Consider the following 22,790-nt stretch of genomic DNA (forward strand, 5'->3'; position numbering starts at 1 on the left):
CCACCGTCATCACGCAAAGCTCCCAGCAAGCCAGCACTCAGAACGAGTGACATCTCTAACGGGGAGACTGGTGACCTTTCTAACGGGGGCCTACACTCGGTGTTCGCATAAGGTATCTTATGGAACTATGACTTGGCGTCGCGCCGACGCTAGATGGGCGCAAATCGACGCTATTTCTTGGCTCGCACACCTACTAGTGGCGCCTTGCATCATGCGTACTCTCCGTTGGCAACGGTATGTTGGACTGCGGCAGAGCTGGTCGGTGCCGCGGCTACAGCCTTGAGGTTGCGTTGCCACGACCGGCCATTGGACCCTTGCCCAGAAGCGGACTCTCATCCAGCGCTGTTCAGCAGAGATCAAAACGATCTGTGGTGGGCTTGAGTCACCCGAGGTACTGCCGCGCCAGCATCGCTTCGAGCCGCAAAGCGACAGCGCGGTCAGTCTGACCCAGGCGCTCGAATTGAGCGGCGGCGTCCTCGCGCTCCTCGATCTCCATTGTGAGGATGCGTCGGACGTCGGTGTCGTCGAGAACCAGTCGCTCTACCTCCGCCGTGCCGCTTCGGAATTCCTGGCCCGATGACGGGGCTGCGGCAATTGCTGGCGCCTCAGCACTGTCGAGCGCCGCGACTAGGCTTCGGAGCACAGCAGCTCTAAGCCCATCCTTCTCCTTCAGAGCATGCCTGAGGTCGGTGCGTAGCCGGGCTTTCATCGTGGTTGCTGCCATTGGCTCCTCATTATCCGCTATCTTGCCATAAAATGTTCCTTATAGTACCTATATAGGGAGCAGTAGGGAATTACAATGTCGGGTAAACTCGTGACGGTCGAGCAGGCGGCCGAGGAGCTCAACCTGCATCCCAAGACCGTGCTTCGCCATATTCGCGAGGGGCGCCTCTCGGCGACCAAGGTCGGGAAGGCCTACCGCATCGATCGGGGAACGCTGGATGCGTTTGGCGGCATCGTGCGCGGCCATTCGAGTTCGGCCGCCCATGTCCGCGCGACCTGCATCGTCGAGGTCACGGACATCTCGGCCGATGGAGCAGAGCGAATGGCCTCGCTGCTCAACGCGGCCGGCGCGACGGGGGACGCGCGGACGGCGCCGCTGCATCTCAGCACAGCATTCGATCCAGCCGGCCGCAATCTCAAGATCGTCTTGATCGCCCATCCCTCGGATGCAGCGAGGCTGCTCGAGCTGGTGGATCTGCAAATGCGAGCGCTCAAATGACGGTCGCCATCTATCGCAGCAAGAGCGCGGCCGCGGCTGCTGCTGCCCTCTATCGCGACGTCCTCGACCGCTGGCCTGTTCCGAAGGAAGAGCTCTATCTGCCCACATGTCAGGGCCGGACCTTTGTGCTCGCATGCGGCCCAAAGGGTGCGCCGCCTGTCCTGCTGCTCCATGGCGCGCAGGCGAACAGTGCCGCCTGGCTTCCCGACACCGCATTATGGGCTTCGCGGTTCCGCCTCTACGCCGTCGATATGATCGGCGAGCCCGGTTTCAGCGCCCCTGCACGGCCTGCGCTGGCGGGCGATGCCCATGCCTCATGGCTCGACGACGTCTTCGAAGGACTCGGGCTTCGAACTGCCGGAATCGTCGGGACATCGCTCGGCGGCTGGCTGGCGCTCGACTACGCCAAGCGCAGGCCGATGGCTGTCCAGGCGCTTGCCCTCATCTGCCCGGCCGGCATCGGCCGGCAGAAGAACCTGCTGCTGAAGGCCGCTCCGCTGCTCCTCCTGGGATCCTGGGGCAAACGCAGGATCCGCGAAATGGTGTTCGGACCGCCGCCGAAGGAGCTGCCTGCCGAGCTCCAGCTGATCGCGAATCTGATGGAGAGTATCGGCCGTGCGGCCAAACCGCGGATCGTCAACATCCCCAGGCTGACGGATGAAGAGCTTCGCAGGTTGGCGATGCCGATCCTTGCCGTCGTCGGAAGGCGAGATGCTCTGATCAACTCTGTGCAGACGCGCGAGCGGCTCGAGCAGAACGCCCCGCATGCGAAGATATGCTTCATTGAGGACGGCTATCACTTCCTGCCGAGCCAGTCCGAGCGAGTCTTCGCTTTCCTACAGCAGAGCATTCCCCCGCAAGAGAAAGTCGGAACCGGGAGGTTGGCGCCATAACCAGACATTCGATCCCTACCTGGAAGCAGACATCCGGTGCCCGGCCAGGACGACTGATGTCAGTACGCAACCGTCAAGTCTGCGTTACAGGGCGGTGGAGCCATCGAACCTCAGCGACGTGAGCTACGATTGACTCGCTCCACTCAAGATGGATAGCGGGCGCGATCTCGGTACTTTCGCGAGGTTAGCTGAGATCTTCTACGCTCCGGCGCTGCCAGCTTCCAGGCTGGCAGCGCCCGAACAACCGCTTAGTAGTCCCACCAGGCGGGCACCCAGCGAAAGAGCTTCCCTTCCGCCGCCACGCGTCCGACGGATGGGAATGGCATATGCGTGGACACCAGCCAGGAACCGGTCGTCGCCAGTTCCTGCATCAGGCGCAGCCGAACGCGGGTCGCCTCCTCGGGATCGTGTTCGAAACCGTTATGCCATTCGGGATGGTCGAACGAGACCGGGAAGATGGCGTCGCCACCGAACATCAGCCTGTCGCTGCCGGATGCGATGCGGACCACGCTGTGCCCAGGGGTATGACCTCCGGTGCGCGTGACGACCACGCCCGGCGCAACCTGCTGCTCGTGTTCGAACGTACGCAACTCGGCATGGTACGTATCCAAGAAGCGCCTTGACGCATTTCTGGCAATCTCTGCAAGCGCCGGCGGCATGCCGGTGCGTGAGAAATCGGGCGCTTTCCAGAATGAGGCTTCCGCGGCGGAGACATGGATCCGCAGATCCGGACGCAGCTGCTCCTTCACTCCTTCGACCAGCAGCCCGCCGACATGGTCGAAGTGCATATGTGTCAGGACGACATCTGTGACGGAAGCCAGATCGACGCCTGCGGCCGCCAGCCGATGCGCTAACAGCCCGGCCCGCGTGAAGTCCGGAACTTCACCGCCAATCCCGCTGTCGACGAGAATGGTTTGAGCCCCGCTGCGCACCACGACCGCATTCAGCGCCCAATCGAATGTATCATGCGCCAGGAATGAACGGTCGAGCCACGCGTTCCGGGTCGCCGGGTCGGCATTGGTCGCCATCGACTCGGCCGGCGGCTCCAGGACGCCGTCGCTGATCACGAGTACATCGATCTCGCCGACCCGCACCGCGTAGCGCGATGGAACGAGCTCCTCGGGTCCTGTCCTGCTGGGGTGAGGCGATGGTCACAACGTCGCCGCGACCGAGCGGGCGACCTGGCTGAACGAGATGTTCCTGCCGCAGGACGCGTTCGACTGGTCGCTGAACGTGGTCGTGGTCCGCAGCGGCGACCAGACCATTCTGGTCGATGCGGGACTGGGGCTGGACCCGAACCTGAATCTGCCCAAGGCAGGCCAGCTGATCAAGCGATTGGCGGCTGCTGGTATCGACCTCGCATCGGTCACCGATGTCGTGCTGACGCATATGCACATGGACCATGTCGGCGGGCTGCTCGTCGAAGGCGTGCGGCCTCCCGATCGAGGTCTTCGACGGCTTTCGCAAAAGCCTCGCCGCCCATCACGACGGCATCAAGGCCTTTTCCGAGACCGATTTCACCGAAGACCTCAAGGTGATCGAGGTCCCGACCCTCGTGATGCATGGCGATGACGATCAGGTCGTCCCGATCGGCGACAGCGCTCCGCTCACCGCCAAGCTGCTCAAGCGAGCGACACTGAACATCTACAACAAGCTGCCCCACGGCATGGCGACCACCCACGCGGACGTCGTGAACAGGGATATCCTGGCCTTCGTCCGAGGCTGAACCGCGAGGACGAGGCGGGAATCAAAGCCGCCTCGTTCATGTTCGCGTCACGGACGCGACGAAACAAAAACGGTGCCGGCGTTCGCAATAAGGCAACCGGAACGCGCGAAGGCACGTCATAGTCCGCCAAGCTCAGCAAAAGGACTAATCTGACTGTCCAAAAGCGGTCATTCCGAATGTCAGCAAAGGGCCAAACTCGCCCATTCAAAACGTAGGCGCTACGAGAGGTGCCGACGTTCTGAGGGATTAGCGGCGCGGTAGGCCGGGGTCACCGAACCCGCGCTGCAGCATCGCAAAGGTCTCCACAGCTTGAGTAATGGAGCTGTTTGGAGCAGATCTTTCAAGAGTCTGCATCATTGTTGCGAAGACAGCGTCCTGTTCAGCGCTAGCAGACGCGATCATCGCCCGTAGATCGCAATTTTCTCCAACGGTAGCGGGCGGCGAGCCAAGGCTCAATTCTCTGGATGGTTTCGCGTTCGACCGGGCCCCAGCGGTTTTGCCAACCACGGAGCGCTCAGTGCGGCCCGCCGTAGGTTCGGGATGCGGTATCGGTGTTTCCCGGCTTGTCGGCGGCGCGGTTCCTCCGTTCCATTCTGGCTTGGGAGCAGCCCCGGACGGCTGTCCCAATTCGGATTGATTCATCGCCGCCGATGCGTTGATCGCTCCCACCACCTCCTCGTCATGCCAAGGGCGCAGCCTCGGTAGCTGCGGTGGCGCTCCTCGCGAGGCCTCATAGAGCCGCCGATACGGCCGATCCAGGTAATGCCGGATCTTGGTAAGCTCGAAGGATGGCGAGTTCTTCACCATCAGGATCGAGAGCCGCGCCGACATTTCGCGCAGCTCAAGCGGGCTGCGGAGCGACCGCGGCGTATAGTGGGGCGCCCAGACGCGAGGCGAGAAGATCCCCTGTCCCGGTCGCATCACCGGCGTCTTGTAGATCTGGGTGGTCTCGCCGAGCATCTCCGACACGAATTCCGCCGTCTCGAGATCGTTGATCTGGATGAAAAGCTTGATCTGCGACCCAGAGAGCGTGGTGATACGCGTATTCCGGCCATAGAGCTCGTCGAGCTGGGCGATATCCTGCAAGATGATCGCCATCCGAAAGCCGTAGCCGGCAGAAATGGTGATCTTCGAGATCAGTGAGTCCATGCGCCCGACATGGTAAAACTCGTCGAGCATGAGCAGCACCCGATGCGGTTCATCCGGGCCCGGGATCTTTTCCATCAGCAGGTCGTGGATCTGCTGGAATAGGATTCGGATCAGCGGTCGGAAGATCGCGAGTTCGGCAATGGTGCAGCCGATGAAGATCGTCATCGGCTGCCTGCGAAGTTCACGGATATCGAAATCGGAGGTCTCGGTCGCCGCTGAAATCAGCCCATTGTTCCAAAGGCTCATCGCCATATTGACGTTGAACACGGCGCTGTTGCGGGTCTCGGGCTCCAGCGCGATGTACTGATTGAAGCTGTCGATGACCCAGGTCGGCAGATGCTGGGATTCAGTCTGCACGATCGCACGCAGGACGGTCGAGATGTCCTTGCCGGTCGTCGTCATGCGGGCGACGCTGCGCATATGCTGGGCTGATGCCGTCAGTGGCGACGAGAGCACATAGCCGATCAGGGCCGAGAGCAGCAGGCGCCCTGCCCCGGCCCAGGTGTCGTCGGCCTTCTCCGGAATGACGAAGCTCGCGACGACCAAGCAATCGGTCGCCATGCGCTCGTCGCGCCGCACGAAATCCAGCGGATTATAGCGATGGGTGTCGGGCGAGCCCGGCGAGAACATGAAGACCTTGTCGCCCTGCCGCCGCCGATGGCCTGCAAGCGCCTCGAAATTCTCGCGCTTCGGATCGAAGAAGACGGCCGAACCCTGCCAGAGATAGCCGTTCGGTAGCACGAAGCCGGTGCCCTTGCCCGATCGCGATGGGCCAACGACAAGGATGTGGGCCGGCTCGTCCGAGCGGAAGGTGACACCGTTCAACGTGCCGAGAATGATGCCCTGCTTGCCGGTCAGTCCCTGCTTCGCGGCCTCCATGATGGTGCCGAAGCGGGCCGCGCCAAAGGGCATCTGCCGGCGGTTGACCAATCCGACGATGACGAGGCCGATGCCAATCGCGACGACGGTGCCGGCAGCATAGCCGCCGCGGATCAACGCCTCCGTTTGCGTCGGCGGATAGATGAGCCGCTCGCAGAAATGCCGCCAGGCGATCAAGGCGAAGCCGGACGAGCGGTCGGCGTTCTGCATCCGAAGCAAGGCCCAGCGTTGCGCCCCTTCGGCTGGAAAGCGCGATGGCGCCCAGCGCAAACCGACGATGACCTCATAGGCGAGGCTCCACAGCAGCCAGAAGGCGATCAGCGCCAGGACGGCAACGCTGATCCTATAGGCGACGATGCGCGCCATGGCCCTCTTGCCCTCGCTGACGTTCCTCCAGCCATTCCGCCATCCGCGCGAAATAAACCGCGGACGTGCCGCGCCAGCCGCCGATCTTGGTCTGCTGGATCACGATCGGCAGGACGGATTTGATGTAGGCGATGATCTCCGCGCGCTTCAGGCCGAGCCCGGCCTGCATCACCATGAGGGCAAGCTGCTCGAAAGCGCCGGCGGGACTATCGGCATGAACGGTCGTGATGCTGCCGGGATGGCCGGTATTGATCGCGCGCAGAAAGGAATAGGCCTCGGCGCCGCGGATCTCGCCGAGGAAGATCCGGTCGGGGCGCAAGCGCAGCGACGCCTGCAACAGCATCTCGACAGTGACGCGCGCCTCGCCCTGATCACCCTTCGAGGCGATCAGCGGCAGATAGTTCGGCTGCATTGGCCTGACTTCGCGGGTGTCCTCGATGGTGATGATCCGCTCATCGGCCGGTACCTCCTTCAGGATCGCGTTGAGGAAGGTCGTCTTGCCGGAACTCGTCCCGCCCGAGAGCAGGATCGAATAGCGGTTGACCACGGCGAGCCGGATGAACTCTTCGATCCGCCCGGCATCGAGATGTTCGCAAAGCGCCCGGTCGATCTCGCTGAGCATTCTCTCCCCGACCCTCTCCACCTGCCTGAACGAGCCGAGCCTGCGGTAATCGTCGAGCTGCATCTCCTTGATCACCTGCTTGCGGATCGCGAAGGCGCCGCCGGCGGGGGTCGCCGGCGGAATGACGCCCTGGAAGCGCTCACCGGTCGGCAGCGCTGCCGACAACAGCGGGTGTTCCTCATTCACGCTCTGCCCGGAATGGCCTGCGATGCGCTCGGCGAGATGGCGGATCGCCTGCTCGGTCAACTCTGGAAGCTCGTGGCGCTCCATCTCCGATTGACCGAAACGCTCGACCCAGACCATGCCGGGACCATTCGCGCAGATCTCGACGACCTGATCGTCGTCGAGCCAGGGACGGAGCGGCCCAAGCGCGCGATCAAGGAAGACCGTGAGATTTCTGGATGGTGCGCTCACGCCTGAGCTCCCGCAGCGCCTCCTTCACCGGATCGGGGTAAAGGGACGAAAAATCGAGGTCCCGCCGAACGAAGACGATGATCCTTGTGCCCTGGTCGAGATGGATCGTCGGTGGGATGTTGATCGAGTTCTTCAGTGCCTCCTGGGCGATATTGGTCAGGGTCTGCGAGACATTCTGGGCAGCGATCTGCCTCGCCTGAAGCGAGAGCTGGTTTTGACCGACGCCGGTCTGGGTCTGCGTGACCACGCCGGTCGCGGGATCGGTCGTGGTGATGACCGTGCCGTCGCCCGTCATGTCGTAGTTCTGGCCAAAGCCGCTCAGGAACTGCGCGGCGCCGCCGACGAGCGACAACATGATCGCGGCGCCGAAGCGCTCGAGATAGTGGTTGTCGACGGTGCCGGCGCTGCCGGCCCGGCCGAGATCGTCGGTGCCGTTCGAACCGAGCTGGACCGAGACGCCGTCGGAGCGCAGCAATCGCGTCCAGACGACGAAGACACGGGTCTGACCACGGGTGAGTCCGGACTTGTATTCGCCGACGAGACGGCTCCCGGCCGGGATCAGGATACGCCGGCCGTCGAAGGACCAGACATTCTCGGCGACGATGGCACGTACCATGCCCGGCAGATCGCTCTGGACGGCGGTCTCGAGCACCCCGCGGATCATCGTGCCCTGGGCTACCAATGCGTCGATCCGGTTGTTCCTGGTCGCGGGCGCGACATCGACGCCGGCGGCGGAGACCGAGGCGAGGAAGCGACGATTGGGGTCGTCGTCCGCGGCTGCCGCTGGTCCGGATGCGCTCTCGGGATTCATCGCGCCGGCGGCCGTCGCGCTATTGTCCGAGATAACCTGTGATGCGCGCAGGCGCTCCCATTTGCGGCGCTCCTCCTCCGCCAGACGCTGGCGTTCGAGCTCGGCCAGACGGCGTGCCTCGTCGTCATTTGGCATTGCGGCCGGGAAGGGAGGCTCGGGCGCGGGCGGCGGGTGGATGGTCTGCGGTGGTGCTGGCGGAGGCGCCGCCGGCTCGACCGGCGCTTGCGGAATGACGATCGTGCCCTGGTCGGTCTGAGGCCGCGGCGTCGACAGCGACGGCGCGGGAAACTGCGTCGTCGTGAACTCCTCCTTGTCCGGCGCGGTCATGACGGCCGAGCGCTGACTGGTGGTGCGATAGATCAGCCAGCCGGCGACGACGACCGCTCCGACCGGAACGCCGACCGTAAGCAGGCGCCCGAGCACGGTGCGGCTGCGCGCGACCGAGGTCGCGGCGGCGGCCTCCAGCTCGAAAGCGCGATAGTCCTCGGCGCTCGGCATCGCTCCTCCTCATTGTCCGGTCGCGTCGACGCGCCGTGGCCCATAGGGCTCGAGCCCGGTCGGTTCGTGCAGATTGGTGCGGCGCCGGTTGAAGATGCAGGTCGCGTCCTGGCCATTGCGCAGCGTCCACTGCGCCGCGACCTTGTCGACGACGACATACGGTCCTTCCGTCCGGAAATTGACCAGGCTCTCGTTGCGGTCGCCATCGACGATATAGATCGCCGGCGTCTCACCCTCGAAACGGAACCAGGTCTTGGTCCCGTCGTCGAACACGGTCACGGGTTTGTTGGCGGAAGCACCCTTGTAGCCGTACTCGCTATTGGCATTGGCGATATTGAGGGCCTTCAGATTGGGATGGGCGGCGCGCTCTTTGGCGGCCGCGAGCAGGCGCGCATCGGCCTCGTCATCCGGGAAGCGGAAGCGCACGGCGTAGGTCTGGTTTTGGACAGGATGCGTGTTCGAGCGCAGCAGGAAGACATAGACACGCTTGGTGGTGACGACATTCAGGTTCGATTGGGCGTTCTTCTCGACCGGTTTGACGAAGATGATGTCGCCCTTGCGATTGGGCTCGACCTTCCAGGCGATCGCATCGCCAAGCGCGAGGGTCTCGATCTTCTCGTCCGACTGGAGCTGGATCATCGTCGAGGTGCCGTAGCTGGCGTCGATCGCCGTGACATTGTCGCGGTTGTAGGCGACGTCGCGGATGCGCGCGTCGGTTCGGCCCGGCCTCGGCGTCGCCTCGGCGCAAGCTGCGGAGATTGGCAGGGCCGAGATCGCGAGGCCAAGCAGGATGCGCCGGATCACGGCTGGCTCCCGGCGGTGCCCGGCGAAGGAGCCGTCTCCTGGTCGCGGCGATATTCGAGCACCTGGAACCCGAGCGGGTTGTCGAAGCGCCATTGGTTGCGCATCGGCGTCGCGGTGTAGCGGAAACGGACGAGCGAGACCCAGTGGCGGGTCAGGATGTTGGTCGCCGCTTTCTGGTCGGTCGAGAAGCGCACCAGCGCCGTGCGGTTGTTCGGGAAAGTCACGGATTTGATGGTGACCGCGACCTCGGTGTTCGAGCCGAAAAGCTTGACCGGATTGTTCGGGTTCGCCGGCGAGTAGATCTCCGTGAGCTCGCGCGAGGCATCGCCGGCCGAAAGCAACTGGGCGAGGTTGAAATTGTCCTTGAGCGCGCGGGGATCATAGGTCTCTCGCGCCTTGATATAGCGCACGACACTGAACATGGTGACGGCTTCGTCCTGGGTCAGCGCGCCCTCCGCCATCGGACGCTTGACCTCGACGAATCCCGTGGTCTTGTCGACCACGACCATATAGGGCTCGTAGGTCTTGAGCGGCACGAGCAGGGCGAGCAGGCCGAGCGCGACGATCGCGACAAGCGACATCACCGCCGCGACGACCCAGGCAAGTGCCCGCGAATTGCGGTTGCGGCGAGCGAGATCATGTTCCCAGCTCGTGCCCTCAGCATAATAGCGCGGATCGACCCGAGGTTTTTCCGATGCGGCGACCTCGCTCATGACTGCCCTCCCCGCTCGCGGGTTCGCGGCGCGGCAGCCTGGTTGCGAATCTGGTCGGCGAGCCGGCGGAATTCGGCCGTCTCAGCCCAGGAGCCGGCGCGCAGGCCAACGCGGGCGCGCTGACGAGCGGTCAGTTCCTCGCGCCGCGACAGCGATGCTGGCTTGAAGGGATTGCGCAGATCGAGCCGGATCCGGTTGGCGGCGAGGCCGAGACGATAGCCGGTCGCTGTCGCCAGCACGGCGCCGATCCGCGGAGCGTGGACCGGAACGCCGCCGGCGATCGCCGCGGCGACGTTGTTGATCTGAGCGAGCAGCAGGACGCCGATGATGGCGAGTAGAACGACCGGACCGATCGTGGCCCAGGTCGCGGATTTGCTGCCGGCGACGCCGTTCAGCGCATCGATCGATTGCTGGATCAGCGAGACGTAGAAGGCGAGGAAGGCGTAGACGAGGACCTGTACCACGAAATACTGCGCGATCGCGCCGAGCCAGCCGCTGAAGAAGCGGCTCGTCACGCCGAAGAGCAGCAGGATGATGAAGAGCGGCGCGAGCGCGAGCAGCAGCCACATGAACATCTTCGAGAGAATGATCAGGAAAATCGCGAAGCCGATCAGGATCGCCATCGCGACATAGAAGACCGCGGCGAAGATGTAGGGTCCCCAATTGGTGATGCCGGCATTCTGCAGAAAGGCTTCGGTGGCGCTGTTCGTCGTATCCCATATGTTCTGCAGGGCATTCTGGACGCCGTTGACGGAGGTCAGGTTCGCCGAGGTGCCGGTGCCGTTGGCGGTGGTGACGACGCTGAGCAGCGCGTTGCCGATGGCCGAGGGGCCGCTGTTCATGGCGTTGTAGATCAGGGTCTGGAAATCGTTCCAGCTTGTGGCCAGTGCGTAGATGATGAAGGCCCGGAGCAACCTGAAGGCATGCTCGGCCGGGCCGCCGGTCGCGGTTCCCTGCCAGATGCCGACACCCCAGAAGATCACGTAGAGCGTAAGCAATAGCCCGGCGACGCTGGTGGCGCCGCCGGAAGTCGACGCGTTCGCCAGCGCCTGATAGGCGTTCGAGACATAGTTCTGCCCGATCTGGTCGACGGATTGCAGAAGCGTCGTGACGCTGAAGCTGTTGCCCATCGCTCTCCTCAGATCGGCCGCATCGGGCCGCAGGGCGTCAGCGAGGTGAACACCGCAGGAGCCAGCGGTTCGTTTCCCGCGTATGAGGCGATCGAGGAACCGTCCTCATCGGCGGCGCACGGCGCCTTCAATGGCTTGTAGGCGCAGCCGCCGAGGAGGCCGGTCAGCAACATGAGCGTCGTCAGCCTGTGGAGGACCTTCACGGTTTCGGCGCCTTCGGTTGCGTGAACGTCGTGGCGCGTGAGGCGTCCTTCGCTGCGTCGTCCGAACTCTGCGTGATGGCGGATGTCGCGGGGCGGATGGAGCGAGCCGTCGAGAAGCCGATTGCGGCCGCGACGAAGGCGATGACCAACCCGCCGAGGCACCACAGCACGACCTTGCCGATGTTGCCTGTCATGGAGTGAACTTCATGGCGCGGGCCGCTGCCGATTCCGCCGCGAGGCGATCGAGATTGGCCTGGTTGGCGGCGGCCGCGGCCGTGTTCACCGTGCCGCTGAGCTCATTGATGGTCTGGCCGGTCTGGATCTGAACTTGCGTGTTCTGATCGACGCTGCCCTTGAGATCCTGGGCCTTGCCGATTTCCTGGCCGCCTTGGGAGAAGGCCTGAGAACGCTGCCTCACCGCGCCTTGCGTGGAATCGATCAGCCCTGACAGGGTTGCCGCGACATTGACCGAGTTCTTGTAGGCGGTGTCGACCGGATGGGTCTTGCCGCCGACGAGCCCGGTGATGGTCTGCACCAGCTGCAGCCCGTTGATCAGCGAGGACACGATGTTCTGCGATCCGGAGCCCATCCCGGCGAAGGAGAGCGTCCCGCCCGAGATAACCGAGCCGAGTGAGGGGGCCGATCCCATGGAGAAGCCACCGCCGAGCGCCATCTGCGCGAGCGAGCCTTGCGCCTGAGACGAGCGGTCTCCGGTGACTGCGGCCAGCGTCCTTTGCGTGTGTTGCATGATCTGCTGGTCGGCGGTGAGGATCTGACGCGTCGTGGAGGCGATTTCCTGGGCCTTGGCGAGATTGGCGTCGTCGCGGGTCGGGACTTGCGCGAAGACCGGGCTCGCGATGGCGATCGCAAGGCCTGAGAGCAGCAAGCGGGGACGCATCGATCTCTCCCTTATCGGCTGTTGGCGGCGGTGGCCGCGTTCTGGATCTGCTCAAGGAAGAACAGGACGTTGCCGGCAGCATCGACATAGCGGGGCGTGACACAGGCCGGATCGCCTGAGGTGCCGGCTTCCGGCAACCGACAGCTCGACGGGGTGCGGCATGGATCGGGGGCGATCCCCGAACCGGTCGTGCCGGTCGGACAGACCGTTCCCGTTGCCGCCGGATGGGTGGCGCCACCTGCCCGCATCCCGCCGGCGGCGCGGCTTCCGTCGCTGCTGCGCGCGAGATTGAGGGCATTCAGCGCCGTCACCCATAAAGTCGCGGAGTTGATCGCCTCGTTCCAGGCGAGGTTGTTCTGGATCCGGGCCGCGCTGTTTGCATCAAGGGACGCCATCACCGTGTCGGTCGCGCCAACCTGCTGACCCGTTGCGCGAAAGCCATTCTGCGCCGCCTGCAGGGTCGAACGGCTGGCATCGAGACCACCGACGACATTGCCGGCGGACTGGAAGAGCGTCTGGTTGTTGAGGGCCGCGCCCTTCGCACCAGCAGCCGGCGTGACGGAACTCTGCGGGCTGTAGGCCTGGATCTTGCGGGCACCGTCACCGCTCTGCGGTTGCACGGCCGGGTTGGTGAGGTTGGCCTTCTTGCCCGTCGTCAGCGCGCATTTGACCCCCTTATTGGCCTCCTTGCGCTGGCTCGTGATCGGAACGAGCTTGACCGTCGTCCCGGCGGTCTCCGACTGCTTCGTCAGCAGGGCGGCATCGTTGACCGGGACATTCGCGAGTGCGGGCGCCGCGGCAAGCGAAGTCACGAGCGCAATAACGAGGCGTACCCGCTTCATGAAGCCTCCCTCCCGAGGAAAATCGGCAGCCAGGTTGTAGGGTCGTCACCCACGCGGGCGCGCAGCGCGTCGAGCTCGGCCACCGTCTCGGTGCGTCCGGACAAGACCTTGATGAGATCGGGCATGCCGGCGAGGTTCAACCGTGCCACGACGCTGTCGCGCCCGTGCTTGATCAGGAAAGAGCGGCTTTCCGGCGCGGTCGAGCGGATCCACGCGATCTCGCGGCCGGACAGGCGAAAGGCTTGGGCGTAGCTGTCGTCGTCGGCCTTCGGGTTCGGGAAGAAGATGTTGGTGCTGGTCTGTTCGATCAGCGTGTTCGACGTCTTCGAGCGAACGATATCGGCCGCCGATTGCGTGCCGAAGCCGATGATGCCGTTTTGCTTGCGGATCGTCTTCAGCTTGTCGCGGATGAAGAAGGCGAAGACATCGTCATCGAGCAGGCGCCAGCCCTCGTCGAGGAAGATCATGACCGGATCGCCGGTCAAAAGCTCCTCGGTCCGATGGAAGATGTACATCAGCGCCGCGGTGCGGATGACGGTATCGTCGAGCACCCGCGTCATGTCGAAGCCGAACACGCTCGAGATCGAGAACCGGTCCTCGTCATTGTCGAAGAGCCAGCCGCGCTGGTCGGCCCGCATCCAGCTTTCGAGCCGGGCAAGCAGATCCCCCTCTCCCGCCCGGATCCGCCCGCGCAGCAGGGTCGAGAAGGCTTTGAGCGTTCGACCTTCGGGGCCGGCGCCGAGTGAAGCCGCGATCGCATTGCGGATCACCTGCTCTTCGGAGGCCGAGAGCTCGCCGCCATTGCTCGGCCTCAGCATGAAGGCAAAGAGCTGGAACAGGAATTCGCGATTGGGTGCGGTATCCGGCAGCGAGAGCGGGTTGAAGCCGGTCGGCTCGCCAGGCACCAGCGTCTCGTACCGGCCGCCAAGCGCGCGGATGAAGATCTCGGCGCCGCGATCCTTGTCGACGAAGACGAGTTTTGGCCGCGGTTCGATCCGCTGGGTCTGCGCCGCGATGAACGAGAGGAACACCGTCTTGCCCGAGCCGGTCGGGCCGAGCACGGTGAAGTTGCCGATGTCGCGGATATGATGGTTGTAATAATAGGCCGTCTGCGAGGTCGTCTCGAAGACCGAGATCGCCGGTCCCCAATGATTGCCTGCAGGCCTGCCGCTGGGATAATTGTGCAGCGAGGTCAGTCCCGCAAAATTCTTCGACGAGAGGATCGACTTGCGGGCGATATAGGCGAAATTGCCGGGAAGTTGGGCCCAGAAGGCCGGCTCGCAATTGAGATCCTCGCGCACCCAGATGACCGAGCGATCGGTGAGAGCCGCGCCGACCGCTGTGACGGCCGCGCCGACCTCGGCGAGATCGCGACCAAGGCACATCACCGTCATGTGGTGCTCACCATAGATCGCCTCGGAGGCGAGGAGTTCGTCGCGCGCGGCGTCGAGATGCTCGGCGACGATCGAGCCGGCCTCGTCCGACATGTCGACCTGACGGGAGACACGTTCGATCTGCTTGGCCGCTTCCGGCCGGTCGACGATCGCAAAGCTCTGAGTTGCGATGAATTCGTGCGGGACGCGCAAGAGATTGTCGAAGGAGCCGGGCCCGGTCTGGGCCGGATATTCGCGGATCGAGACCATCGCGCCGAAGCGGGTGTCGGTGGGGCCGGCACCGCGCAGCTCGATCGCGTTGCGGCCGAAAAAGATGCGCTTCATCGCCAGCGCCTCTGCCAGATCCATGCGCGGCAGATGCATCGGCCGCGGCAGGCCGCCATTCAGCAACTGGACCAGGAACTCGAGCGGTTCGGAAAACCAGACGCCCTCGCGATCGACGACGCCGAGCTGCCGGATGCCGTAGCCCGACAGGTTTTCGCGGATCGCGGTCGCGACGTCGCGCAACTCGCTCAGCGCTGTTTGCTGCGCAACCGATGCGCCTGACTCGTCCTTGCGGCCGAGCAGCTTCGCCAGCATGAACTCGAAGGTCCCTGCCTGGCCCTGCAGCGGGCGGCGGACGAGCGTCAGGTAGAGATCGTTGACGAACATCCGCCGCTTCGACAGCGCGGCATTATAGCGTTCGTCGAGCTCCCGGCAGAACGGATTGTCGAAGCTGGAGTCGATCCGGGGCTGAACCTCGCGCCGCACGATATGGGAAACGAGGGCGAAGCGAGAATTCGCCAAGGTGCGCACGACGTCGTTGCGGCCGAGCAGGCGTGCATTGACCTCGCTGAGATCGGAGGTCTCGAAGGAATAGCCTTCGAGCTTGAAGATGGTCAGGACCAGACCGTCGCGCGTGCGGATGATATGGTCGTCGACATGCCTGGTATAGGGCACATGCGAGGAAACCGGGCGTTCGCGCCGCGCGACGGCGCCGAAGGTGAGTTCATCGAGCAGAGCGCGGGCGACCACGACGCCACCTCAGACACTGTAGCTGTCGGCGCTCCAGAAGGAGCGTGAACGCGGCGGGCACTTCGCTGATTTGACGAAAAGGATCTCAAAGATCCGATCATCGCGCAGCGTCATGACGAAGCCGAGCAGATGCAGCGGGATTGCGACGAGCAGCATCATCAGATTGTGCGAGACGAGGAAGCAGACGCTGGTCACGACGCCGTTCAGCATGAAATACATGTAAGGCACGCCCATCAGCGTAGGCGCCCGTGTCAGCGCCTTGACCAAAGGTGTGATCAGCGGATCCTCGAGCTCGCTACCCGTCATTGGCCGACTGCCGACTGGAAGAACTGGACGATCTGGGCGGAGCCGAAGACCAGCACGATGCCGAAGATGACGCTGCCGGCGATGCCCCAGGTCAGCCGCGCGGTCCAGGCGAAGAAGCCGCAGGCGATCACCGCGAGCGTCGCGAGCGAGGTCGCGATCGGTCCGGTCATCGTCGAGACCAGTTGCTGCAGGGTCGACTGGACCGGTTGCAGGGTGCCGCCGGATTGGGCGGACGCGGCGTTGGCGCCGAGTGCGAGAACGGTGCCGGCGAGAACGGTGCCGGCAAGGGTACGCAAGGTAGACGATAGGATCATCGGTGCCTCCATTCAGTCGATGTGCATGACGAAGCCGTCGTTCCAGCCGGCGCCTGGCGGTGCCTTCGACGGAGATCTGCCGGCGACCGTGCGGCCGGGCGCGGGCAATGTGTAGAAGTCGTTGATGACCTCGGCGACGTAACGCACGGTCTCCGGATAAGCCGGAACGCCGCGGTTCTTCTCGACCGCATCCTCGCCGGCGTTGTAGGCGGCGAGGATGTAGAACGGGTTGCGGTACTTCTCGTGCAGAGCGCGCAGGAAGCGGATACCGCCGCGGACATTGCCGACCGGGTCGCAGAGATCGACCTGGAAACGCTTTGCCGTCTCCGGCATGAGCTGCATCAGCCCGAAGGCTCCCTTCTCGGAGATCGCCACCGAATTGAACCGGCTCTCGATCTTGGCGACCGCGAGCACGAAGTCGGGATAAAAGTCCTCCTCCGTGGCGACACGGGTCACCAGCGCGCGCGCCTCCGCCGCAGGCAACGCCTTGTCGATGGAGCAGGGCGGCGTGGCTTGTGCTCTGTCGCTGCGTGCGGCTGGTGCGGGTATCGGCGACACCGGGATCACACGCCCCGACGCATCGACGGTGGCCAGCTGCGGCGGTGGACGCTCCTGCGCGCGGGCGCCCGCGGGGGCGATGGCGAAGATCGTTAATCCGACTGTCAGGCCTCGAATCCGCATCTCTCGGCTCTTCCAATCTAACATCTATTATAATAGATGTTAGACATAGCTGCTTCGGCACGAACTGGTCAACCCCGATCGCGGAGGAACGCGTGAGAGCTGTTCGGATGATGGTGATGCTTAGTGCATGCGGGTCGCTCTTGGTCGGCCCCGCGGCAGGCCAAGACGCTTCGTTCGGCTGCAAGGTGCTGCTCTGCTCGGCCGCAACTTCGCCGGGCTGGCCGAGCATCCCCTATTGCGTGCCGGTCATGCAGACCCTGTTTCGGATTCTCGCCAAGGGTGGGAGTTGGCCGAACTGCCCGGAAGCCCGCGCCAGCGGCCTTGGCTATGAGCCTTATCAGGCTTGCTCCGCTGGCCAGACGCCTGTCCTGGCTGGGGACGATGCCGGGATGGCGCTAACCGAAACCCCTCACGGCAATCTCTGCGCCGACCTGTCGAAACCGCGGCAGGACTGCTCGACGGATGCGGGCTGCCGCACGCGCTATCCGACGACCCCGCGCGCGACGCGCAGCGAACCGTATTTCGTCGACATCGTCACGGCGAACGGCGCCCAGCGCTTCTACTTCTCGCTGCAGGGCTATTGAGATGAGGCGAGCGAAATCCGTCGCGATCGCGATGGCGATCCTCGCGACCGCCAGCGCGTCGGCGCAGACGGCGTCACGCTGGTTCCCGATTCCGGCGCAGGCGCAGTATCTCACCGGCGACAGCTGGTCCGATGCGGGCACGACCTATCGCCTCTACGGCGTGCAGTCCTGTCTGCGGGGCACCAGTTTCACAAACGCTCGGGGCATCCGCCGAGATTGCGGCGAAGCGTCGCTTGCCATGCTCGTCGCACTGACCCGCGATCTGAAGCCGCAGTGCCATGACGCGGCCGCACTGCCACAGAGCCGCACGGTCTTCGTCTTCTGCATCGCCGCGCGCAGCGAAGGATCGGGCGCAGGCTCGCGGATCGATCTCGGCACGGCCTTGATCGCCACGGGCTTCGCCTTTGCCGCGCTGAAGCCGGACGGCAAGCCGGTGCATGAACCCTATCTCGTGGCCCAGCGCATCGCCCGACAAGCCCGTGCCGGCCTCTGGGCCTTTCCCGATCTCCCCGACCCCAATGCCGTCATCCTGCGCGGTTTGCGTGAGGACAGCTCGCATTCGGTCGGCATGCCGTCACCACGCTGATCGTTCCATCAGGAGACTTCGGATTGCCGCCTCGAGCTCGATATGGGAATCTCGCAATGGCGCGGCTGCGTGACGCCGGCGTCGGCTGCCTCAGTGCGCTTGCTTTTGTCGCGCCGTGCTTGGCGCAGGCCTCGAGCACCGGAATCTATCGTCCAAAGCTGCCGGCGCAGTCGCCGCCCCTGCGCGTCGAGGTCATCGACGGCACCCGCCTCCGCGACATCGAGACGAAGGCGGTCTTTCGACTCCATGGCATCGAGACCTGCGCGCCCGGCCAGATCGCGACTCTGGGGCGCCAGGCTTGGCCCTGTGGAACGGTTGCTGCGGCCTGGCTGGTGAACGCGACCCTCAACCGCTGGCTCGCCTGTGCCGTGATCCGCGAAGAGGGCGACGAGCGCCTCGCGCGCTGCGCCACCGCCCATCATCTGGATCTCGCAGCTTCAATGCTGCGCGAGGGCGTCGCGGTTCTGACTCCCTCGGCCAGGAACGACCGGGAAGTCCCGCCAAGCTATGGCCAGGCCGAACAGCAGGCACGCAAGGCCTACCGCGGTCTGTGGTCGAGCACGTTCGAGATGCCCTGGGACTGGCGGGCGCGCTGGCCCGACGGAGCTCGGGCTGTCGGGCGCGAGGCTATGCCATGATGGTGCGCTCGACGTGGTCCATCATCGCGCTCGCGATGGCGGTCTCCGGATGTTCGACGTCGGCCCCGGAGCCGGTGCCATCGATCGCCACGGAAACGGCCCTGGGACGGCACGCGTTGCAGACGCCGGCGCATGTCGTTCCCGGAAGGCTCGAATACGCGCCCGACAATTCGACCTTTGCGCCGATCCTGACGGAGCGCTTCCCTTACCCCACGCAAGCAGACGCCAACGCCGCCTATCTCCGATGGATCAGCGCGGCCGCTCCAGGCCGTTCGTATCCTTCGGCAGTACGCCTGTTCGGCTGCAAGCCGGGCGCCGTCGACGCGCAGACCGCGCGGGTGACCCGCTATCGCGGCCCCGTCGTTCACTGCGCGACAGACTTGCTCGACGGGGATGGCCGACGGCTGTGGCGCGAGACGGTGAATGTCTACTACCACCGCTCGGCCTGGACGATGCAGCCGCTCGAGCCGCCGCGCGCACCCGTCGCCTGGCGGGATCGGGAGGGTTCGCCCCGCGATATCTGGCGGTGGCTGCCTGGCCGGTCTCGATACCAATAGGGGCCGGTGATGGCTGATCAGGCTGCGATGGGGAGAAGGGACAGCGAATACAAGGGCCCGCCGCACGGCTCGGCTCGCCGGCACCGCATGCCGGTCCTGATCGCGCTGGCCCTGAACCCGGTGAATACCGCGCCGCTGCTGGCACAGACACTAACGCCGGATCCGGGAGCGTGGCGCCCCCTCGCCTATTCCGACTTGCAGCGGCCAACGCCGCGCAATGCGACCTATGCCGACATCTGGAAGGATCAGCTCGACGCCAACAACGAAGCCTATAGGGCGCGCGGCGATCGGCGATTTGTTGATGGCAATGCGCCGGCGACGGCGGCGCATTTCGTCATCTGGAGCGAGCAGCGATCGGTCGTCCTCACGGTGCTGAACACCGCGCTCGGCTGCTCACCCAAGCTGCGCGACGCCAAGGCGCAGGTCCTGGTCAAGCTCTGCCCGATGCGGATTGCGATCTACAACGGCATCCGCGTCGAGACACTCGATGCCGGTCGCGGCTGCTATCTCGAACCCGAGGCTAACAGCACGATCAATCCGTCTGTCGCAGCCGCTTACGGCGCCTATGACGTTGGCGCGAGGCGCCTGAAGCTCGGCATGGTCGTCAATCACCGGGTCGTCGACGGCTGCTCCTTCAACATTCCGCTCGTGCGCCCATGAGCAGCCACCACCCAAGGAGGGACCCATGAGACCAGGATTGTTCGGGATTGTCGCCCTGGCTGCCGCCAGCATCGCGATCGCGAACCTGTCCGATGCGGCCGAGGCGAACTTCACCTACAAGGTGAGCTATCGCAACGTTGCGGCCGATCCCGAGGGGATCTGGACAGGGGAGGCCCTTTCTGGCGGCCCCGTGACGATCCACGAGTACCAGCTCCGCACAATGGGCCGCGAATTCCTGATCTCGCAAATCTGGAACGACGATTGTGCGCCCGCCATCTGCCCGACTCGGCTGCTGCGCCTCGAGCCTGGTGGCGGCCGCGTCGTGCTCGTCGACGACATGATGCGCCAGATCATCCCCCCGAACGATCCACGCTTGGCCGGCCTGCCGGTCAATGGTCCGCAGGCCGAGTTCGCCAGGAATCCTTTCCGGCTGAGTGACGACGGGAAGACGCTGCTGAACGGTGATTTCCGCTTCGACGTCGACGAGGCCAAGCGATGATGAAGCGCCCTGCCCTCTTCGAAGCCGGCGTCGCGCTTTGCCTCTCCTCGGCGCTCGTTTTCGCCGGAGAATCCGCCGCGAGTTTGATCGCCGCGGGCATCCCGGCGAACTGCGCGCCTTTCGCGGCGGAGGTCTCTGCGGCCGAGGGGAACTTCGGTACGACCAATCAATATGGCTGTCTCGGGGCTTTTCAGTTCTGTCCCGGAACCTTCGAGCGCTACTACACTGGCAGCGCCCAAAGCTTTCTCAACGACCCGCAGGCGCAGGTCGCCGCCTGGACGCGCTATCAGCAGAATTCCTGGTCGCAGGTCCAGAAGAACGGCATGGATTCACTCGTCGGCCAGCAGGTCTGCTCCGGCGGCCGCTGCGCTACGATCGACCAGTCGGCAATCCTCATGGCCTGCCAATTCGGTTGCGGTAAAGGCGGCAAGCTCTCCAACTATGCCGCGAGCGGCGACTGCAATGCGCGCAACGTCAAGGACGGCAACGGCGTCAGCGTCTGTACCTATCTGGTCAAAGGCGCTGGCTACGATGCCTCCTGCTTCACGGGTGATCCAATGACGAGCTGTGTGCCAGCGCCCACAGAGCCGGGCGACTATCCGACGTCGATCGGGGTCGCGGCCAACCCACCTTCCCCTTTCGATGCGTCGGTCATCGTGCGCTCGACGGAAGTTTAGCGGCGCGTTGGTTTCGCCCGTAGCTATCGAGCCGCTGGCTTCTTTCGGTGCCATCTCGTCGGGTTAGCCTGACCGCGCGGAAATCGGGGCCCTTGCTTGCGTCTTTCAGTTCTCGGCGAAACTCCAAATAGATTATCGCAGACCGCTTGAGGGCGTCGGTATTACATCTCGAATGCAGCGCGACTATCCCGTCGGCGGAGGCGATCGGTTTACGATGCTGGGTTGAAGATCATCGCGGTTGATGGCTACTCATCTTGACATGAAGCGGCCTAGCCGGAGGTTAGGAGATGGTTCGGACATGCCCCATTATGTGAGCACAGCACTATTTAAGCAATTCGCGCTTGGCTTAAACAGTGGTTCAGCTAAGATAAGCGCTCTTGAATAACGGGCGACACGATCATGGGCGAGTTGGTTTCCTGACAGCATTCTCTCCCCTTTCAGTGACGAGAACCCTGCCGGCTGCGTTCGACGAATGGTCCTTCACTGACGACACGGTCGATCACGAGCAACCCATCGAAACCTGCGAACTCTGCGCTCGGCAAGACTTTCGCTATCACTTCGAGATCGCTAGTCACTATACCGACGCAACACTTTGGCGCAGCTCCCATTGCATACTGCAATTCGACATGGCCGTCATGGAGAAAGGCCGGTGCCTGTCGCCGATCGAGGCGAAGCGTCGTGGTATCGCTTCTTGGTACGCTTGTTACTTTGGCGCAGGCGGGTCAAGGAGATCCCTTAGGATCAACGGTCCGAATGCATCGATCTGCTTATCGACGGCGGGGCTAAGATCCTCGTCACAATAGTAAGCGTAAACCAGCGCCCAGAATACCACCTCGTCAGACCGGCCACCGAACAAAGCCTTCTGCATGGTTCTTCCCATCAGTGTGACGGCGCGCACGTGCTCATATCGGGTGCGCAACTCGCCGGCCACGACCTTCGCATCGGTCATGCGGATCATCGTCTGCCCCCTGCTCGAACAGAAGATCAAGCCGCCGTCGGGAGGGGGATCTCGGAAACCACGGAAGTTTTGGAACCGCGCGCCTCGTGGATCGTGTCGAGGGTTTCACGATTGAAGGACATGCGCATCGCGACAACTTCGTCTCGACCAATTTTCTTCGGAAACCCAAGCGGCCTGGCGAAGAAGCGCAACTGCATCGCTTTGACCATGAGGCGCCAATCGATCACAACCGTGACGGTGTCGACCCGGCGCCTCAAACCCCATTCCACAAGACCCTGGACGAGTTCGAGGAAGGGTCCGTCGGGCCGCGGGCGAAAGTCGCGCCATCCGGGCGCAACGCAAAACCGCGTCCACTCGAAGACGCGCGGCCCGGTTGGCGGCTGCTCACGACAGAGGTCGCCGAGAACCTCCGTCAGCAGATGGGGGCGTGTCGTCGGCAGCAGCCGCTGATATCCAACAATCTCGTCGCCTCGTAGGCACACATGGTGGACCGCATGCTCATCGTCGAATTGATCGCGCTCAAGCCCATCTGGCCGGCGTAAGTCTATCCAGGCTTTTTCGTCGACGAAAATCGAGTGGCGGAAGCGGAAGACCCGATCCATCAGGGCGACATGCCTATCGATGTCCGAGCCGGGAATGACCACAAGCATCGTGAAGCTCCTCGGCTGAAAGCGACGCCGAGTGAGGCACATGGCTGGCCTTCCCTCACTGGTCAGAAATGACCATTGCGGGTTTCGAGGGTTCGAAGGCCC

The 22,790-nt window shown here is 64.0% G+C and carries 27 protein-coding genes and 2 pseudogenes; 11 read left to right on the plus strand and 18 right to left on the minus strand.

Going from position 1 to position 22,790, the window contains the following annotated elements; all coding sequences use genetic code 11:
• Positions 1-382: 382 nt before the first annotated feature.
• Complete coding sequence (locus tag GY40_RS00540; protein WP_038357816.1) at positions 383-724, minus strand: GatB/YqeY domain-containing protein; 342 nt, start codon at positions 722-724, stop codon at positions 383-385.
• 75 nt (positions 725-799) lie between these two features.
• On the opposite strand from GY40_RS00540, the gene GY40_RS00545 reads away from it, so the two are divergent.
• Together GY40_RS00545 and GY40_RS00550 are read left to right on the plus strand one after the other, a co-directional pair.
• On the plus strand, positions 800-1,222 hold the full coding sequence (locus GY40_RS00545) for a helix-turn-helix domain-containing protein (protein ID WP_038357818.1): 423 nt from the start codon (positions 800-802) through the stop codon (positions 1,220-1,222).
• Positions 1,219-2,115: an alpha/beta fold hydrolase gene (locus tag GY40_RS00550; protein WP_051987384.1), complete on the plus strand. Its 897-nt coding sequence runs from the start codon at positions 1,219-1,221 to the stop codon at positions 2,113-2,115. The genes GY40_RS00545 and GY40_RS00550 overlap by 4 nt, the downstream gene beginning before the upstream one ends.
• Before the next feature lie 248 nt (positions 2,116-2,363).
• On the opposite strand, the gene GY40_RS00555 is transcribed toward GY40_RS00550, so the two are convergent.
• The gene (locus tag GY40_RS00555) at positions 2,364-3,182 is read right to left on the minus strand and encodes an MBL fold metallo-hydrolase (RefSeq protein ID WP_248311054.1); all 819 of its coding nucleotides are present in this window, start codon (positions 3,180-3,182) and stop codon (positions 2,364-2,366) included.
• Positions 3,183-3,288: 106 nt separating this feature from the next.
• On the opposite strand from GY40_RS00555, the pseudogene GY40_RS26855 reads away from it, so the two are divergent.
• A pseudogene (locus tag GY40_RS26855) lies at positions 3,289-3,549 on the plus strand (MBL fold metallo-hydrolase); the annotation flags it as partial.
• Positions 3,548-3,841 (plus strand): annotated as a pseudogene (locus GY40_RS00560) (alpha/beta hydrolase); the annotation flags it as partial. The pseudogenes GY40_RS26855 and GY40_RS00560, both read left to right, overlap by 2 nt.
• Before the next feature lie 246 nt (positions 3,842-4,087).
• Here GY40_RS00560 and GY40_RS00565 read toward each other — a convergent pair.
• Genes GY40_RS00565 through GY40_RS00630 form a run of 14 tightly spaced genes read right to left on the minus strand, consistent with a single transcriptional unit; the run spans position 4,088 to position 16,654 of the window.
• Positions 4,088-6,235, minus strand: a complete 2,148-nt coding sequence (locus tag GY40_RS00565; RefSeq protein ID WP_038357820.1) for a type IV secretory system conjugative DNA transfer family protein — start codon at positions 6,233-6,235, stop codon at positions 4,088-4,090.
• A complete protein-coding gene (virB11, locus tag GY40_RS00570) occupies positions 6,213-7,271 on the minus strand; it encodes a P-type DNA transfer ATPase VirB11 (protein ID WP_038357821.1) in 1,059 nt (352 codons plus the stop codon). Before virB11 ends, GY40_RS00565 begins: the two co-directional genes overlap by 23 nt.
• Positions 7,234-8,580 (minus strand): type IV secretion system protein VirB10, encoded by a 1,347-nt coding sequence (virB10, locus tag GY40_RS00575; RefSeq protein WP_038357823.1) that lies wholly within the window; start codon positions 8,578-8,580, stop codon positions 7,234-7,236. Before virB10 ends, virB11 begins: the two co-directional genes overlap by 38 nt.
• Positions 8,581-8,589: 9 nt before the next feature.
• The gene (gene virB9, locus GY40_RS00580; RefSeq protein ID WP_038357824.1) at positions 8,590-9,384 is read right to left on the minus strand and encodes a P-type conjugative transfer protein VirB9; all 795 of its coding nucleotides are present in this window, start codon (positions 9,382-9,384) and stop codon (positions 8,590-8,592) included.
• Complete coding sequence (locus GY40_RS00585; RefSeq protein WP_038357826.1) at positions 9,381-10,097, minus strand: VirB8 family type IV secretion system protein; 717 nt, start codon at positions 10,095-10,097, stop codon at positions 9,381-9,383. The genes virB9 and GY40_RS00585 overlap by 4 nt, the downstream gene beginning before the upstream one ends.
• Positions 10,094-11,227: a TrbL/VirB6 family protein gene (locus tag GY40_RS00590; protein ID WP_038357827.1), complete on the minus strand. Its 1,134-nt coding sequence runs from the start codon at positions 11,225-11,227 to the stop codon at positions 10,094-10,096. Before GY40_RS00590 ends, GY40_RS00585 begins: the two co-directional genes overlap by 4 nt.
• 8 nt (positions 11,228-11,235) lie before the next feature.
• The gene (locus GY40_RS27860) at positions 11,236-11,400 is read right to left on the minus strand and encodes a hypothetical protein (RefSeq protein ID WP_197062678.1); all 165 of its coding nucleotides are present in this window, start codon (positions 11,398-11,400) and stop codon (positions 11,236-11,238) included.
• Between the two features lie 26 nt (positions 11,401-11,426).
• Positions 11,427-11,624 carry a hypothetical protein gene (locus tag GY40_RS00600; RefSeq protein ID WP_038357830.1) on the minus strand — a complete coding sequence of 66 codons (198 nt, stop codon included), beginning with the start codon at positions 11,622-11,624 and terminating at the stop codon, positions 11,427-11,429.
• The gene (locus tag GY40_RS00605) at positions 11,621-12,328 is read right to left on the minus strand and encodes a type IV secretion system protein (RefSeq protein WP_038357831.1); all 708 of its coding nucleotides are present in this window, start codon (positions 12,326-12,328) and stop codon (positions 11,621-11,623) included. Before GY40_RS00605 ends, GY40_RS00600 begins: the two co-directional genes overlap by 4 nt.
• Before the next feature lie 11 nt (positions 12,329-12,339).
• Complete coding sequence (locus GY40_RS00610) at positions 12,340-13,170, minus strand: hypothetical protein (protein WP_038357958.1); 831 nt, start codon at positions 13,168-13,170, stop codon at positions 12,340-12,342.
• Entirely contained in the window at positions 13,167-15,578 is a 2,412-nt protein-coding gene (locus GY40_RS00615) for a VirB4 family type IV secretion/conjugal transfer ATPase (RefSeq protein ID WP_038357833.1), read from the minus strand. The genes GY40_RS00610 and GY40_RS00615 overlap by 4 nt, the downstream gene beginning before the upstream one ends.
• Before the next feature lie 9 nt (positions 15,579-15,587).
• Complete coding sequence (locus tag GY40_RS00620) at positions 15,588-15,884, minus strand: VirB3 family type IV secretion system protein (protein ID WP_038357834.1); 297 nt, start codon at positions 15,882-15,884, stop codon at positions 15,588-15,590.
• Positions 15,881-16,198 (minus strand): TrbC/VirB2 family type IV secretion system protein, encoded by a 318-nt coding sequence (locus GY40_RS00625; RefSeq protein ID WP_038357960.1) that lies wholly within the window; start codon positions 16,196-16,198, stop codon positions 15,881-15,883. Before GY40_RS00625 ends, GY40_RS00620 begins: the two co-directional genes overlap by 4 nt.
• A gap of 12 nt (positions 16,199-16,210) precedes the next feature.
• Positions 16,211-16,654, minus strand: coding sequence for a lytic transglycosylase domain-containing protein (locus GY40_RS00630; RefSeq protein WP_248311055.1), 444 nt, complete (start codon positions 16,652-16,654; stop codon positions 16,211-16,213).
• A 614-nt stretch (positions 16,655-17,268) separates the two neighbouring features.
• Between GY40_RS00630 and GY40_RS28120 the strand changes: the two genes are divergently transcribed.
• The 7 genes from GY40_RS28120 (at position 17,269) to GY40_RS00665 (ending at position 21,080) form a co-directional block, all read left to right on the plus strand.
• Positions 17,269-17,463: a hypothetical protein gene (locus GY40_RS28120; protein WP_248311056.1), complete on the plus strand. Its 195-nt coding sequence runs from the start codon at positions 17,269-17,271 to the stop codon at positions 17,461-17,463.
• A gap of 1 nt (position 17,464) precedes the next feature.
• Entirely contained in the window at positions 17,465-18,049 is a 585-nt protein-coding gene (locus tag GY40_RS00640) for a thermonuclease family protein (protein WP_038357837.1), read from the plus strand.
• A 56-nt stretch (positions 18,050-18,105) separates the two neighbouring features.
• Positions 18,106-18,687, plus strand: a complete 582-nt coding sequence (locus GY40_RS00645; protein ID WP_038357839.1) for a thermonuclease family protein — start codon at positions 18,106-18,108, stop codon at positions 18,685-18,687.
• Positions 18,684-19,244: a hypothetical protein gene (locus GY40_RS00650; protein ID WP_038357840.1), complete on the plus strand. Its 561-nt coding sequence runs from the start codon at positions 18,684-18,686 to the stop codon at positions 19,242-19,244. Before GY40_RS00645 ends, GY40_RS00650 begins: the two co-directional genes overlap by 4 nt.
• Before the next feature lie 9 nt (positions 19,245-19,253).
• Positions 19,254-19,904 (plus strand): hypothetical protein, encoded by a 651-nt coding sequence (locus GY40_RS00655; protein WP_248311057.1) that lies wholly within the window; start codon positions 19,254-19,256, stop codon positions 19,902-19,904.
• A 37-nt stretch (positions 19,905-19,941) separates the two neighbouring features.
• Positions 19,942-20,403: a hypothetical protein gene (locus GY40_RS00660; RefSeq protein WP_038357841.1), complete on the plus strand. Its 462-nt coding sequence runs from the start codon at positions 19,942-19,944 to the stop codon at positions 20,401-20,403.
• 83 nt (positions 20,404-20,486) lie between these two features.
• Entirely contained in the window at positions 20,487-21,080 is a 594-nt protein-coding gene (locus tag GY40_RS00665) for an acyltransferase (protein WP_248311058.1), read from the plus strand.
• A gap of 703 nt (positions 21,081-21,783) precedes the next feature.
• On the opposite strand, the gene GY40_RS00670 is transcribed toward GY40_RS00665, so the two are convergent.
• Both GY40_RS00670 and GY40_RS00675 read right to left on the minus strand, forming a co-directional pair.
• A complete protein-coding gene (locus GY40_RS00670; protein ID WP_038357965.1) occupies positions 21,784-22,038 on the minus strand; it encodes a hypothetical protein in 255 nt (84 codons plus the stop codon).
• Between the two features lie 26 nt (positions 22,039-22,064).
• Positions 22,065-22,688: an acyl-homoserine-lactone synthase gene (locus tag GY40_RS00675; protein ID WP_038357966.1), complete on the minus strand. Its 624-nt coding sequence runs from the start codon at positions 22,686-22,688 to the stop codon at positions 22,065-22,067.
• Positions 22,689-22,790: the final 102 nt, after the last annotated feature.

It is taken from the genome of Allobosea sp. UNC402CLCol (genome assembly GCF_000745475.1).
Taxonomy (GTDB): domain Bacteria; phylum Pseudomonadota; class Alphaproteobacteria; order Rhizobiales; family Beijerinckiaceae; genus Allobosea; species Allobosea spartocytisi.

Coding starts and splice junctions, on each gene's coding strand:
- GY40_RS00645 (WP_038357839.1), top strand. CDS start 18,106: ATGGCGCGGCTGCGTGACGCCGGCGTCGGCTGCCTCAGTGCGCTTGCT.
- GY40_RS00625 (WP_038357960.1), bottom strand. CDS start 16,198: ATGATCCTATCGTCTACCTTGCGTACCCTTGCCGGCACCGTTCTCGCC.
- GY40_RS00610 (WP_038357958.1), bottom strand. CDS start 13,170: ATGAAGCGGGTACGCCTCGTTATTGCGCTCGTGACTTCGCTTGCCGCG.
- GY40_RS00655 (WP_248311057.1), top strand. CDS start 19,254: ATGGCTGATCAGGCTGCGATGGGGAGAAGGGACAGCGAATACAAGGGC.
- virB10 (WP_038357823.1), bottom strand. CDS start 8,580: ATGCCGAGCGCCGAGGACTATCGCGCTTTCGAGCTGGAGGCCGCCGCC.
- GY40_RS00545 (WP_038357818.1), top strand. CDS start 800: ATGTCGGGTAAACTCGTGACGGTCGAGCAGGCGGCCGAGGAGCTCAAC.
- GY40_RS00675 (WP_038357966.1), bottom strand. CDS start 22,688: ATGCTTGTGGTCATTCCCGGCTCGGACATCGATAGGCATGTCGCCCTG.
- GY40_RS00600 (WP_038357830.1), bottom strand. CDS start 11,624: ATGACAGGCAACATCGGCAAGGTCGTGCTGTGGTGCCTCGGCGGGTTG.
- GY40_RS00650 (WP_038357840.1), top strand. CDS start 18,684: ATGATGGTGCGCTCGACGTGGTCCATCATCGCGCTCGCGATGGCGGTC.
- GY40_RS00670 (WP_038357965.1), bottom strand. CDS start 22,038: ATGATCCGCATGACCGATGCGAAGGTCGTGGCCGGCGAGTTGCGCACC.
- GY40_RS00590 (WP_038357827.1), bottom strand. CDS start 11,227: ATGGGCAACAGCTTCAGCGTCACGACGCTTCTGCAATCCGTCGACCAG.
- GY40_RS27860 (WP_197062678.1), bottom strand. CDS start 11,400: ATGTTGCTGACCGGCCTCCTCGGCGGCTGCGCCTACAAGCCATTGAAG.
- GY40_RS00550 (WP_051987384.1), top strand. CDS start 1,219: ATGACGGTCGCCATCTATCGCAGCAAGAGCGCGGCCGCGGCTGCTGCT.
- GY40_RS00585 (WP_038357826.1), bottom strand. CDS start 10,097: ATGAGCGAGGTCGCCGCATCGGAAAAACCTCGGGTCGATCCGCGCTAT.
- GY40_RS00605 (WP_038357831.1), bottom strand. CDS start 12,328: ATGCGTCCCCGCTTGCTGCTCTCAGGCCTTGCGATCGCCATCGCGAGC.
- GY40_RS00565 (WP_038357820.1), bottom strand. CDS start 6,235: ATGGCGCGCATCGTCGCCTATAGGATCAGCGTTGCCGTCCTGGCGCTG.
- GY40_RS00620 (WP_038357834.1), bottom strand. CDS start 15,884: ATGACGGGTAGCGAGCTCGAGGATCCGCTGATCACACCTTTGGTCAAG.
- GY40_RS00640 (WP_038357837.1), top strand. CDS start 17,465: ATGAGGCGAGCGAAATCCGTCGCGATCGCGATGGCGATCCTCGCGACC.
- GY40_RS00540 (WP_038357816.1), bottom strand. CDS start 724: ATGGCAGCAACCACGATGAAAGCCCGGCTACGCACCGACCTCAGGCAT.
- GY40_RS28120 (WP_248311056.1), top strand. CDS start 17,269: ATGGCGCTAACCGAAACCCCTCACGGCAATCTCTGCGCCGACCTGTCG.